The following is a 13168-nucleotide window of genomic DNA, read 5'->3' on the forward strand; positions in this document are numbered from 1 at the left end:
GTGCGCGGAACCAGCTCGACGACGTCGTAGATGGACGGCAGCGGAGGATCGCTCAGCCGGATCCGGGAGATGGTGGCGGTGGTCTTGTCCGCGGGGGGGCGCGGTACTCGCCGAAGACCTCGCGCAGGGCGAAGGCCCACTCGCCGGTGGTCACGCCGGCGCGGGCGCAGGCGAGGGTGGCCTGCATGAGGTTGTCGGTGGTCGCCGCGGTGGCCTTGAGGTGCTCCAGGGCGGTCTGCGCGGCCGCCTCGTCGCGCCCGGCGCGCCACTGCTCCAGGCCGGCGAGCACGGAGCGCTCGGAGGCCGGGTCCACCACCATGATCGCGGTGTCGAGGTCCGCGGTGAGCGGGCTCTCCTCGGTGGTGTCGAAGCAGTTCACCCCGACGATCTTGTCCTCGCCGGCCTCGATCCGGGCGCGGCGGGCCGCGTGCGAGGCGACCAGGTTGGACTTGAGGTAGCCGGACTCGACGGCCGGGATCACGCCGCCCATCTCCAGCACCTTGGCGATCTCGGCCTCGGCGCCGGCGAGCAGCTCGTCGGTCTTGGCCTCGACGACGGTGGAGCCGTTGAAGATGTCGCCGTACTCCAGCAGGTCGGACTCGTAGGCGAGCACCTGCTGGATGCGCAGCGACCACTGCTGGTCCCACGGGCGGGGGAGGCCCAGGGCCTCGTTCCACGCGGGCAGCTGGACGGCGCGGGCGCGGGCGTCCTTGGAGAGGGTGACGGCGAGCATCTCCAGCACGATGCGCTGGACGTTGTTCTCCGGCTGGGCCTCGGTGAGGCCCAGCGAGTTCACCTGCACGCCGTAGCGGAACCGGCGCTGCTTGGCGTCCTCGATGCCGTAGCGCTCGCGGGTGACCTTCTCCCAGAGCCGGGAGAAGGCCCGCATCTTGCACATCTCCTCGACGAAGCGGACGCCCGCGTTCACGAAGAAGGAGATCCGGCCGACGACCTCGCCCATCCGCTCGGCCGGCACCTGGCCGGAGTCGCGGACGGCGTCGAGGACGGCGATCGCGGTGCACATCGAGTACGCGATCTCCTGGACGGGGGTCGCCCCGGCCTCCTGCAGGTGGTAGCTGCAGATGTTGATCGGGTTCCACTTGGGGATGTTGGCGACCGTGTAGGCGATCATGTCGGTGATCAGCCGGACGGACGGCCCGGGCGGGAAGACGTGCGTCCCCCGCGACAGGTACTCCTTGACGATGTCGTTCTGGGTGGTGCCGGTGAGCTTGGCGATGTCCGCGCCCTGCTCCTCGGCGACCACCTGGTAGAGCGCCAGCAGCCACATCGCGGTGGCGTTGATCGTCATGGAGGTGTTCGTCTGCTCGAGCGGGATGCCGTCGAACAGCGTGCGCATGTCGCCGACGTGGCCCACCGGGACGCCGACCCGGCCGACCTCGCCGCGGGCGAGGACGTGGTCCGAGTCGTAGCCCGTCTGCGTGGGCAGGTCGAAGGCGACGGACAGGCCCGTCTGGCCCTTCGCCAGGTTCCGCCGGTAGAGCGCGTTGGAGTCGCTCGCGGTGGAGTGTCCGGCGTAGGTCCGCATCAACCACGGACGGTCGCGCTGAACGCCTTCACGGTCTGCCATCAGATGTTCCGGAAGCGGTTGATCGCCGGCAGGTGCTTGGCACGCAGCTCGTGGTCGCGGACGCCCATGCCCTCCTCGGGGGCGAGGCAGAGCACGCCGACCTTGCCCTGGTGCTTGTTGTGGTGCACGTCGAGGGCGGCCTGGCCGGTCTCGTCCAGGGAGTAGACCTTGGAGAGGGTCGGGTGGATCTTGCCCTTGGCGACCAGGCGGTTGGCCTCGAACGCCTCGCGGTAGTTGGCGAAGTGCGAGCCGACGATGCGCTTCAGCGACATCCACAGGTAGCGGTTGTCGTACTGGTGCATGTAGCCCGAGGTCGAGGCGCAGGTGACGATGGTGCCGCCCTTGCGGGTGACGTAGACCGAGGCGCCGAAGGTCTCGCGGCCCGGGTGCTCGAAGACGATGTCCACGTCCTCGCCGCCGGTGAACTCGCGGATCTTGCTGCCCAGGCGCTTCCACTCGCGCGGGTCCTGGGTGTGCTCGTCCTTCCAGAACTTGAAGCCCTCGGCGGAGCGGTCGATGATCGCCTCGGCGCCCATGGCGCGGCAGATCTCGGCCTTGGACTCGCTGGAGACCACGCAGATCGGGGTGGCGCCGCCGGCCAGGGCGTACTGGGTGGCGTAGGAGCCGAGGCCGCCGCTGGCGCCCCAGATCAGCACGTTGTCGCCCTGCTTCATGCCGGCGCCGTTCTGCGACACCAGCTGGCGGTAGGCGGTGGAGTTGACCAGGCCCGGGGAGGCGGCCTCCTCCCAGGTGAGGTGCTTCGGCTTGGGCAGCAGCTGGTTGGTCTTGACCAGGGCGATCTCGGCGAGGCCGCCGAAGTTGGTCTCGAAGCCCCAGATGCGCTGCTCCGGGTCCATCATCGTGTCGTTGTGGCCGTCCGGGGACTCCAGCTCGACCGAGAGGCAGTGCGCGACGACCTCGTCGCCGGGCTTCCAGGCGTTGACGCCGGCGCCGGTGCGCAGGACGACGCCCGCGAGGTCCGAACCGAGGATGTGGTACGGCAGGTCGTGGCGCTTGGTCAGCGGCGACAGGCGGCCGTAGCGCTCCAGGAAGCCGAAGGTGGAGACCGGCTCGAAGATCGAGCTCCACACGGTGTTGTAGTTGACGGAGCTCGCCATGACGGCGACCAGGGCCTCGCCCGGGCCGAGCTCGGGGAGGGGGACCTCGTCCAGGTGGAGGGACTTGCGGGGGTCCTTGTCGCGGCTGGCGAGGCCGGCGAACATCTGCTCCTCGTCCTTGTGGAGCGTCACCGCCCGGTAGGACTCCGGCAGCTTGATCGCGGCGAAGTCCGCCGGGGTGCTGTCGGAGCTGAGGATCGCGTCGAGGATTTCGTTCATGGCTGCCTCCGAAGGCGTACCTGTGTGAGGGCACAGGGCGTCTGGGGGAGCCGGGAGCGGACACCGGCTTCGCTGAGGGTCTGTGGGTGGGTGGGTCGACGGTCTGCGACGGATGTGGTGTCGCCGAGGTCGTACGTGCCCCCGTGGTGCGGGGACGCCGGACGCGGCGCGCCGAGGTGGGGAGCCGCGGCGCCGCGACTGGTGGGTAACAAGGTAGTGGCACCCTGTGCCACTCGTAAAGACACCGGGTGTCATCAGTTCGAGTGATGTGGATCGCTGTTCGAGGCGCCCCGGTGCGGTATGCGCGAAGGCCCGCCCCGGATGTCCGGGACGGGCCTTCGAAATGCCTTCTGAACTGCGGGAATGCCGGGAATCAGGCCGACTTGGCGGCGCCCAGGGCGGACTTGATCGAGTCCAGCACGAGGTCCAGCGGGGCGTCGGTGCGGGCCACTGTGATGAGTACCTCACCGCCGGGGCTCGCACTCAGGGCGCTCACCGCCGCGCCCTCCAGGGCCGACCCGGTGTCACCACTGGCACCGGGTGCCACGAGAGTGCCACGGCGTCGCACGCCACTCGGCGAGGTCGCCCAGAAGGTGCCCCGGATGACCTCGAAGGAGTGGTCCAGCTGCGCCTCCACGTCGCCGTGGCCGCCGGCCCGCAGCCAGCGCCGCAGCACGTGGTTGTGGGCCGCCACCACGGCCGCCGCCGACACCTCGGCCAGCATCGAGTCGTCGTCCCCGCCGCGCTGCCAGCCCGGCGGGATCTGCTCGGCCGCGTCGAAGCGCCCCAGCAGGTAGCGGGTGAACAGCCGCTCGTACCGGGCCACCACCGCGATCTCCCGCTCGCGCAGCGCCGGGACCTGCCGGATCAGCTGGTAGCGCGCCACCGAGACGCCCGGGGTGGAGGCGTACATCCGCAGCACCTCCTTGATGCCGCGGCACACCACGTCCAGCGGGTGCTCCTCCGGCTCGGCGCTGGCCAGCAGGTCGGCCACCCGGACCAGGGTGTCGTCGTGGTCCGGGAAGATCGCCTCCTCCTTCGAGCGGAAGTAGCGGAAGAAGGTCCGCCGCGCCACGCCCGCCTCGGCGGCGATCTGATCGACCGTCGTCTCCTCGTACCCCTGGTTGGCGAACAGGTCCATCGCCGCCGACGCCAGCTCCTGGCGCATCTGCCGGCGCTGGGCCGCGGCCCGACGGCCGCCGGTGCCGCCCTCGGGACGGGCGCCGTCCACCGGTTCGCGGGGCGGCTGCTGCTGCGCGGATGACTGTTCCCGATCCATGCCCGGAACGCTACACGCCCCGGGCGCCGCTCCGGTCGGCCGTGCCCGGCGGACCGGGGGCGCCGGCGGCAGCACGGCGGGCCGCGGCCAGCGGGGCGGCAGCGCACCCTCGTTCCAGGCCGGCCGTCCGGCCGGCGCGACGTTGCTCCGAGGCAGTCTGCCTCCGGGCTCGGTGTTCATGTCGACTCCTTGCTGCGAGGCGGCCGTTCGGTCCGTGGATGTGCCGTGCGGGCCGCCCCGCACCCCGCCCGTCCGCGGGTGGGGCCGCGGGGGACGGGCGGGGCGGGGACGGCCCGTGGTGCGTCAGCGCCGGGCGTGGTCGCGGAAGCCGCGGCCGGTCTTGCGGCCCAGGCAGCCCGCCGCGACCAGGTGCTCCAGCAGCGGGGCGGCCGCCAGGCCGGGCTCGCGGAACTCCTGGTGCAGGACCTGCTCGATGGTCAGCGAGACGTCCAGGCCGACCACGTCCAGCAGCTCGAACGGGCCCATCGGGTAGCCGCAGCCGAGCTTCATCGCGGTGTCGATGTCGTCCACCGTCGCGTAGTGCTCCTGCAGCATCCGCACCGCGTCGTTCAGGTACGGGAAGAGCAGCGCGTTGACGATGAAGCCGGCCCGGTCGCCGCACTCCACCGCGTGCTTCTTCACCTTGGCGCAGAGCTCCAGCACGGTGGCGGTGACGTCCGGCGCGGTGAGCACCGTGGAGACCACCTCGACCAGCTTCATGGCCGGTGCCGGGTTGAAGAAGTGCATGCCGATCACGTCCTGCGGCCGCGAGGTCGCGGTCGCGCAGCTGATCACCGGCAGGCTGGAGGTGGTGGTGGCCAGCACCGCACCCGGCTTGACGACCTTGTCCAGGGTGGCGAACAGCTCGCGCTTGACCTCCAGGTCCTCGGCGACCGCCTCGACCACCAGGTCCACCCCGGCCAGGTCGGCGTAGCTGCCGGTCGGGGTGACCAGCGCCAGCGCCGCGTCCCGGGCCTCGGCGGCGAGCCGGCCGCGGGAGACCGAGCGCTCCAGCGACTTGGCCAGCTGCGCCTTGGCGCGGTCCGCCTTCTCCTGGCTGCGGGCCGCCAGCAGGACGGGCAGGCCGGCCTTGGCGAACACCTCGACGATGCCGGTGGCCATGGTGCCCGAGCCGCAGACGCCGATGCTCGCGACCGTCCGGCCCGCGACCCGTGTGCCGGCCGCGGCGGTGGCCTCGGCGACCGCCTTCGAGGAGCCGGGCGCCTCGTAGGTGTAGAAGCCGCGGCCCGACTTGCGGCCGAGCAGGCCCGCCGAGGCGAGCTGGCCGAGGATCGGCGCCGGGGCGTGCAGCCGGTCCTTGGACTGCTCGTACATCGCCTCCAGCACGGTGCGGGCGGTGTCGATGCCGATCAGGTCGAGCAGGGCCAGCGGGCCCATCGGCAGGCCGCAGCCGAGCCGCATCGCGGCGTCGATGTCCTCGCGGGTGGCGTACCGCGACTCGAACATCGCGGCGGCCTGGTTGAGGTAGGCGAAGAGCAGGCCGTTGACGATGAAGCCGGCCCGGTCGCCGGCCGCGACCGGCTCCTTGCCCAGGTCGCGGGCGAAGGCGGCGGCGTCCTCGGCGGCCTGCGGGGAGGTCAGCACGGTGCGCACCACCTCGACCAGCTTCATGGTGTGCACCGGGTTGAAGAAGTGCAGGCCGAGGACCCGCTCCGGGCGGGCGGTGGCGGCGGCGATCCGGGTCACCGACAGTGCGGTGGTACCGGTCGCGAGCACCGTCTCCGGCGGGCAGATCCGGTCCAGTTCGGCGAAGACCTCGCGCTTCAGCTCCAGCTGCTCGGGCAGCTCCTCGATCACCAGGTCGGCCCCGGCGGCGACGTCCAGCCGGTCGCCGACGGTGATCAGGGCGAGCAGCGCGGTGCGCTCCTCGGCGGTGAGCCGCTCGCGCTGCACCGCGTGCGCGGTGGCCTCCTCGATCCGGGCGAGGGCCCGGCCCGCGGCGTCGGCATCGGCCTCGATGCCGAGCACCCGGCGGCCGCTCTTCGCGACGGCCACGGCGACGCCGGCACCCATGGTGCCGAGGCCGACCACGGCGACGGTGGGGAAGGGACGCTCCATTGTCCTGACTCCTTGTCATGGGCCCGCGCAGCACTCGGGCGCGGCCGGCCGCTCGACGGCGAGCGGCGGCCGGGGCACGCCGGAGGAGGGTGTGGCGACGCGGGTGTGCGGGAAGACGGGGCGGCCCCGCGGAGCACGGACCGGTCCGCTCCGGTCGTGCCGCGGGTGTGCCGAGGTGCTCAGGCGCGCTGAGAGGAAGGACAGGCGGCGCTGAACTGCTGCAGGGAGAAGACGGCCGCGAGGGCCGGAGACACGCACCGGGGCGTCCGCGCGAATACCGCGGCGCCGACCACGCCGGTGCGGCTCCCGAGGCCCGGCGCTGGTGCGTGCCGGTCACTGTAGCGGAGTTACCGCCCAGTAGGAAGAGTGCCGCGCGGGTCGGGGAGGAGCGGGGAACGCGCAGCGGCCCGCCGGGAGAACCCGGCGGGCCGCTGCGGTGAGGGGTGGCGTCAGTGCGCCATCACGGGGACGGCGTCCTCCGCGGCCGCGCCCTCGGCGGTCGCGTGGACGTCGGGACGGCCGGTGTTGATCAGGACGGCGGCGGCCGTGGCGGCGAGCACCAGGATGCCGAAGGACCACCAGATCGCGGTCGAGAAGCCGTGCACCATGCCCTGCAGCTGGAGCAGCTGCTGCGGCGCGCCGTCCTTGGCGTGCGAGGTCAGGTACGCGGTGGTGGCGCTGGCCGCGATGGTGTTCAGCAGCGCGGTGCCGATGGCGCCGCCGACCTGCTGGGAGGTGTTGACCATCGCCGAGGCGACACCGGCGTCGCGCGGCTCGACGCCGTGCGTGGCCAGGCTCATCGCCGGCATGAACGCGGTGCCCATGCCGAGGCCCATCAGGATCAGACCGGGCAGGATCAGTGCCGGGTAGGAGCTGTTCACGTCGATCTGGGTGAGGATCAGCATGCCCAGCGAGGCGACCAGGAAGCCGGGCACCATCAGGTAGCGCGGCGGGACGCGGGTCATCAGCCGGGCGCCGATCTGGGTGGAGCCGGTGATCATGCCCGCCACCATCGGCAGGAAGGCCAGGCCGCTGGTGACCGGGCTGTAGCCGAGGACCACCTGCAGGTAGTAGGTCAGGAAGAGGAACAGGCCGAACATGCCGATCACGGCGAGGCCGAGCGACAGGTAGACACCGCCGCGGTTGCGCTCGGTGACGACGCGCAGCGGCAGCAGCGGCGCGGAGACCTTGCTCTCCACCACGGCGAACGCGGCCAGCAGGACGGCGGCGGCGACGAACAGGCCGACGGTGATGCCGGCGCTCCAGCCGTCCGACTCGGCGCGGGTGAAGGCGTACACCAGGGAGACCAGGCCGGAGGTGACCAGCAGCACGCCGGGGATGTCCAGCTTGTTGCGGTTGCGGCTGCCGACGGGCTCGCGGATCACCATCACCGCGCCGAGGATCGCGACCACGGCGAACGGGATGTTGACGTAGAAGGTCCAGCGCCAGTTCAGGTACTCGGTGAGCAGACCGCCGAGGATCAGGCCGATCGCACCGCCACCACCGGCGATGGCGCCGTAGATGCCGAAGGCCTTGGCGCGCTCCTTGGCCTCGGTGAACATCACCGCGAGCAGCGAGAGCGCGGCCGGGGCGAGCAGGGCGCCGAAGACGCCCTGGAGGGCGCGGGCACCGAGCAGCATCGGGGTGTTGACGGCGGCGCCGCCGAGCGCGGACGCCAGCGCGAAGCCGGTCAGGCCGATGATGAAGGTCCGCCTGCGGCCCCACAGGTCGGCGATCCGGCCACCGAACAGCAGCAGTCCGCCGAAGGCCAGCGCGTAGGCGGTGATCACCCACTGGCGGTTGCCGTCGGAGATGCCGAGGTCGTGCTGGGCGGAGGGCAGGGCGATGTTCACGACGGTCGCGTCGAGGACGACCATCAGCTGGGCCAGGCCGATGAAGGCGAGTGCCTTCCAGCGGCGCGGGTCGGCCTGGAGGCCGGATTCGGACATGGGGGTACCCACTAACTAACGTGCGATGCGTGCGGTCGGGTCGGTCAGTCGGCGCGCTTGAGGTCCTCGAAGGACGCGGCGCGGCCGGGAAGTACGGAGGTCGCCGGTGCCCGCAGGCCGTCCAGGAAGACCTGCAGGTGGCGATGGACGAACTGGTCGAGGTCGAGGCATCCGGTGCCCGGGAGCGGGCGGGTCAGCTGGGTGACGCCGAGGAAGTAGTCGCCGACTCCGATGTCGGCGCGCAGCTGCCCGCTCGCGTGGACGCGGGCGATGAGCTCGGCGGCGGCGGCCTTCAGCTGCAGCAGGGCCCGCTCCAGCTCGGGGTCGTCGTGGTCGATGTGGTCGGAGACCATCGGACAGAGCGCGCCGATGCGCTCGTCCGCGGCGGCGTGCGTGAACCGGGACAGGCCCTCGAAGGCGTCCGGCTCGGCGAGTCCGGCCTCCGCGTGCTCCAGTACCCTGGTCAGCACCGAGAGGGTGACGTGGTGCAGCAGCTCGCGCCGGTCGGAGAAGTTACGGTAGAGCGTGGCGTTGCCGACCCCGGCCCGACGGGCGATCTCGTCGAGCGGCGCCTCCGCGCCGTGCTCCACGATCGCCTCGCGGGCGGCGGTGATGATCCTCGCCCGGTTGCGTTCGGCGTCCGCACGGAGCCGCTGGCCCGCCGGCTTGGCGCTGACCGTGGTCATCGGACTCCCTTCCCTTCCGGGGACTCGTTCCCCGTTTGTGCGGACACCGGATCAAACGGGGAGTCGGTCCCCGGAAATTCCCCGTCCGGTGTGACCTGCGACACATCTGCCGAGTTGGCCGATTTCACCCTCCCGGGCAGCCCCCACCGCGGGGCGATCCCCCGCCCCGGCCGCTCCGGACGGCAGCATGGGCGCATGGGCAGCGCGCACACGAGGGACGAGACGGTGGAACGGGCCGAGCAGGCCGCCGCGGAACTCGCCGGGGCCGGGATCGACGCCGTCGCCCTCGGCTGGGTGGACAACGCCGGCATCACCAGGACCAAGGCGGTGCCGGTCGCCCGGCTGCCGCACGCCGTCCGGTACGGCATCGGCGCCTCCCCCTGCTTCGACTCCTTCCTCGCCGACGACTCCATGGCCCCCGGCGGCGGCCCCGTCGGGGACCTCCGCCTCGTCCCCGACCTCGACGCACTGGTGCCGCTCGCCGCCCAGCCCGGCTGGGCCTGGGCACCCGTCGACCGCCGCCGCCAGGACGGCGCGGCGCACCCCGGCTGCCAGCGCTGGTTCGCCCGCCGCACCGAACGGGCACTCGCCGCCCGCGGACTCGACGTGCGGGCCGGCTTCGAGATCGAATGGGTCGTCGACCGGGACGGCGCACCGGAGGGCGGCTCCGCCTACGGCATGGACCGGCTGGTCGAACGCTCCGACTACCTGCTCGACGTGCTCCGCGCCCTGGAGGCCCAGCAGCTCGCCGTGCTGCAGATCCACCCCGAGTACACACCCGGCCAGTTCGAGGTCTCCGTCGCCGCCGACACCCCCGTCCGCGCCGCCGACACCTCCCTGCTCGTCCGGCAGACCGTCCGCGCGGTCTCCGCCCGGCACGGACTGCGCACCTCCTTCGCCCCCGTCGTCGCACCGGACGGCGTCGGCAACGGCTGCCACCTCCACCTCAGCCTCTGGCAGGACGGCCGGAACCTGCACGCCGGCGGCCCCGGCCCGCACGGCCTCACCGAGCAGGCCGCCGCCTTCCTCGCCGGGATCCTGGAGGAACTCCCCGCCCTCCTGGTCCTCGGCGCCCCGAGCCCCGCCAGCCACCTGCGCCTGGTGCCCGGCCGGTGGTCCGGCCCCTACCGCTGCTGGGGACTGGAGAACCGGGAGGCCGCCCTGCGACTGATCACCGGCTCCGCACCCGACCAGGCCAACGCCGAGGTGAAGTGCTTCGACCCGGCCGCCAACCCCTACCTCGCCCTCGGCGGCGCCCTCGCCGCAGGCCTCGCCGGACTCGACGCCGGCCTGAAGCTGCCGCCCGAGGTGCCCGGCGACCCCGCCCGCGAACCCGGCGTCGAGCGACTGCCGCACAGCCCCGCCGCCGCACTCTCCGCCCTCCGCGCCTGCGCCCCGCTGCGCACCGCCCTGGGGGAGGAGCTCTACCACGCCGTGCTCGACGTCCGGGAGGCCGAGATCGCCCGCTACGGAGGGCTCGACGCACAGCAACTGGTCGCCGCCACCCGCTGGCGGTACTGACCGTGCTGGTCGACCACCACTGCCACAGCGTCGTCGCCGACGAACTCGACGAAGCCGCCCTCGGCGCCCTGATCACCGAGTCCGACCGGCCGCCCGCCCCCGGCACCTCCCCCTTCGACAGCGCGATCGGGCTCGCCGTCCGGCGCTGGTGCCCGCCACTGCTCGGACTGCCCGCCCTCGCCGAACCCGCCGACTACCTGGCGGCCCGCCGGGAGACCGGCGCCGCCGAGGCCACCGCCCGGATGCTCGCCGGCGCGGGCCTCGCCGACCTGCTGGTCGACACCGGCCTCACCGAAGCCGGCGGCAGGCCGCTGCTGCCGCCCGCCGACCTCGCCGCACTCGCCGGAGCCCGGCTGCACGAAGTGGTCCGGCTGGAGGCGGTGGCCGCCGACGTCCGGGCGCCCGCGGCGCAGTGGCCGGACGCCGTCGCCGAGGCACTGGCCGAAGCCTGCGCCGGGGCCGTGGCGGTGAAGTCGGTGCTCGCCTACCGCGCCGGCCTGGACATCCCGGGCGGGCCGCCCGCCCGCTCCGAGGTCGTCCGGGCCGCGGGGGCCCGGCCGCCCGACCGGATCGCCGACCCCGTCCTGCTGCGCCACCTGCTGTGGACGGCCGTCGGCCTCGCACTGCCGATCCAACTGCACACCGGCTTCGGCGACCCCGACCTGCGGTTGCACCGGGCCGACCCGGCCCTGCTGGTGGACTTCGTCCGCGCGGTCGAGCCGGACGGCGTCCCGCTCGTCCTGCTGCACGGCTACCCCTACCACCGGCAGGCCGCCTGGCTCGCCCAGGCCTACCCGCACGTGTACGCCGACGTCGGACTGACCCTCTCCTACACCGGACCGCGGGCCGCCACCGTACTCGGCGAAGTGCTCGAACTGGCCCCCTTCGGCAAGGTCCTGGCCTCCACCGACGCCTACGGACTGCCCGAGCTGTACCCCGTCGGCGCAGCACAGTTCCGCCGGGCGCTCGCCACGCTCCTGGACGGCTGGCACACCACCGGCGACTGCACCCCGGCGGACGTCCTGCGGATCACCGAGGCGCTGGGATCGGCCAACGCCCGCCGCCTGTACGGAATCTGAAGGACACCACTCAGGGGCGCAGGGAGGTCGGCCAGCCAGGGGCGCGGGGAACTGCGCAGTCCGGGGGTGGGTGCCGCAACTGACCGGGATCGACCCTGGTCTGTCCGTGCGCCGCATCCGAATCGCGCAGTTCCCCGCGCCCCTACGGGGTTTTCCATTCTTGGGCAGCTTGGCCCGCCCAGGGCGCGGGGAACTGCGCAGTCCGGGGGTGGTCGCCCTGGTGGTTCGGGGCGAGCCCGATTTCCCCGCGCCCCTAGGGGTGCACCTGATGCCCGGGCGTCAGCCGATCGCGCGGAAGTGGTCCCGCAGGCCCGCGCCGAAGTTGGTCGCGGTGCCGTCGTAGTTGCTGATCAGCGAGGGGCCGGAGCTGCAGTCCCAGGTGTTCCAGGTCCAGCCGAGGTAGCCGAGCTTCCGGGCGTCGAGCCAGGCCATCACCTGGTCGATGAAGCCGTGGCTGCAGGTGTTCTCGCCGATCTCTCCGGCGACCAGCGGGACCTTGGCCGCCACCGGGGCGAGGGTGGAGTCGAAGCAGGACGTGCCGGAGCAGGTGTTGAAGTTGTACACGTGCCAGGCCGCGGCGAGGTTGCCGGTCGGGTCGGTCGGCTTGTAGGTGAGCCACTGGCCGAGGTCGTTGGAGTAGGCCAGGCCGCCGAGCATGATGACGTTCTTGGCGCCGGTCGCCCGTACGGTGTCCACCAGGGTCTGGAAGCCGCTGACCTGGTAGGGGATGCCGGGGCAGGCGCTGCCGCCGTCGCGCCAGCAGAGCCAGCCCTGGGTGGTCGAGGATTCCGAGCGGTCCGGGTAGGGCTCGTTGAACAGGTCGAAGACGACCTGGTCGGTGTCCTTGAAGGTGTCCGCGACGGAGCTCCAGAACGGCACCGCGTTGGCGCCGGGCATCGGCTTCTGGCAGGTGGCGTTGACGTCCGCGCAGCCGGAGGAGTTGCCGGTGTACTGGCCGCGGCTCCAGTGCATCTCGACGATCGGGGTGAGGCCGGCGTTGCGCAGTGCGTCCACCCAACCCTTGATCGCGGAGCGGTAGTTGGCGCCGGCGTACTCGGGCTTGACGTTGCTGGTGCCGATCCAGCAGTCCTCGTTGAGCGGGACGCGGACGGCGTTGGCGTGCCAGCTCTTGATCGCCGCGATGGCCGCGGCGTCGACCGGTCCGTCGAAGAAGCCGTAGCCCTGGACGCACATGAACTCGGTGCCCGAGCGGTTGACGCCGTGCAGGGTGACGGCCGTACCGGACTCGTTCACCAGGGAGGTGCCCGAGACGTGCAGGGCCGGGGCGCCGGTGCTGCCGGTGGGCGAGGAGGAACTGCTCGGCGAGGCCGAGCTGCTGGGGGAGGCGGAGGCGGAGGCGCTCGCGGAGGGCGAGGCCGAGGCCGAGGCGCTGGCCGAGCCGGACGGGGTGGGGCCGGTGCCGGTGCAGGCGACGCCGTTCAGCGCGAACGAGGTCGGCGCCGCGTTGCTGCCGCTGTAGGAGAAGTTGGCGCCGGCGGTCACCGACTGTCCGGCGCCGATGCCGGCCGCCCAGGCCGGGTTGGTGACGGTGACGTTCTTGCCGGACTGCGACCAGGTGCCGTTCCAGCCGGTGCCGGAGAGCGTCTGGTTGCCGGTGTACGCGTACGTCAGCGTCCAGCCGTTGACCGC

At 72.6% G+C, this 13168-nt stretch carries 8 protein-coding genes and 1 pseudogene; 2 read left to right on the forward strand and 7 right to left on the reverse strand.

What is annotated here, in order from left to right; genetic code table 11:
* Positions 1-94: 94 nt before the first annotated feature.
* The 6 genes and pseudogenes from ABZ641_RS13675 to ABZ641_RS13700 all read right to left on the reverse strand — a co-directional run.
* Positions 95-1588 (reverse strand): annotated as a pseudogene (locus tag ABZ641_RS13675) (methylmalonyl-CoA mutase family protein); the annotation flags it as partial.
* Positions 1588-2925 carry a crotonyl-CoA carboxylase/reductase gene (gene ccrA, locus ABZ641_RS13680; protein WP_344621949.1) on the reverse strand — a complete coding sequence of 446 codons (1338 nt, stop codon included), beginning with the start codon at positions 2923-2925 and terminating at the stop codon, positions 1588-1590. The gene ccrA and the pseudogene ABZ641_RS13675, both read right to left, overlap by 1 nt.
* Positions 2926-3298: 373 nt before the next feature.
* Positions 3299-4204 (reverse strand): TetR family transcriptional regulator, encoded by a 906-nt coding sequence (locus ABZ641_RS13685; protein ID WP_344621948.1) that lies wholly within the window; start codon positions 4202-4204, stop codon positions 3299-3301.
* A gap of 303 nt (positions 4205-4507) precedes the next feature.
* The gene (locus ABZ641_RS13690; protein ID WP_344621947.1) at positions 4508-6283 is read right to left on the reverse strand and encodes a 3-hydroxybutyryl-CoA dehydrogenase; all 1776 of its coding nucleotides are present in this window, start codon (positions 6281-6283) and stop codon (positions 4508-4510) included.
* Between the two features lie 449 nt (positions 6284-6732).
* Entirely contained in the window at positions 6733-8232 is a 1500-nt protein-coding gene (locus tag ABZ641_RS13695) for an MFS transporter (RefSeq protein WP_344621946.1), read from the reverse strand.
* A gap of 44 nt (positions 8233-8276) precedes the next feature.
* On the reverse strand, positions 8277-8918 hold the full coding sequence (locus ABZ641_RS13700) for a helix-turn-helix domain-containing protein (protein WP_344621945.1): 642 nt from the start codon (positions 8916-8918) through the stop codon (positions 8277-8279).
* 195 nt (positions 8919-9113) lie between these two features.
* On the opposite strand from ABZ641_RS13700, the gene ABZ641_RS13705 reads away from it, so the two are divergent.
* Positions 9114-10439 carry a glutamine synthetase family protein gene (locus ABZ641_RS13705; protein ID WP_359981596.1) on the forward strand — a complete coding sequence of 442 codons (1326 nt, stop codon included), beginning with the start codon at positions 9114-9116 and terminating at the stop codon, positions 10437-10439.
* A 2-nt stretch (positions 10440-10441) separates the two neighbouring features.
* A complete protein-coding gene (locus ABZ641_RS13710) occupies positions 10442-11518 on the forward strand; it encodes an amidohydrolase family protein (protein WP_359981599.1) in 1077 nt (358 codons plus the stop codon).
* A 279-nt stretch (positions 11519-11797) separates the two neighbouring features.
* Here ABZ641_RS13710 and ABZ641_RS13715 read toward each other — a convergent pair.
* The coding region (locus ABZ641_RS13715) for a cellulase family glycosylhydrolase (protein WP_359981602.1) at positions 11798-13168 on the reverse strand (1371 nt) is incomplete at its 5' end.

The sequence above is a fragment of the Kitasatospora sp. NPDC007106 genome (assembly GCF_040634455.1).
GTDB classification, from domain to species: Bacteria; Actinomycetota; Actinomycetes; order Streptomycetales; family Streptomycetaceae; genus Kitasatospora; species Kitasatospora arboriphila.

Bases quoted from the DNA above. Each gene is read 5' to 3' on its own strand.
- ABZ641_RS13690 (WP_344621947.1), bottom strand. From the start codon at position 6,283: ATGGAGCGTCCCTTCCCCACCGTCGCCGTGGTCGGCCTCGGCACCATG.
- ABZ641_RS13685 (WP_344621948.1), bottom strand. From the start codon at position 4,204: ATGGATCGGGAACAGTCATCCGCGCAGCAGCAGCCGCCCCGCGAACCG.
- ABZ641_RS13695 (WP_344621946.1), bottom strand. From the start codon at position 8,232: ATGTCCGAATCCGGCCTCCAGGCCGACCCGCGCCGCTGGAAGGCACTC.
- ABZ641_RS13700 (WP_344621945.1), bottom strand. From the start codon at position 8,918: ATGACCACGGTCAGCGCCAAGCCGGCGGGCCAGCGGCTCCGTGCGGAC.
- ccrA (WP_344621949.1), bottom strand. From the start codon at position 2,925: ATGAACGAAATCCTCGACGCGATCCTCAGCTCCGACAGCACCCCGGCG.
- ABZ641_RS13705 (WP_359981596.1), top strand. From the start codon at position 9,114: ATGGGCAGCGCGCACACGAGGGACGAGACGGTGGAACGGGCCGAGCAG.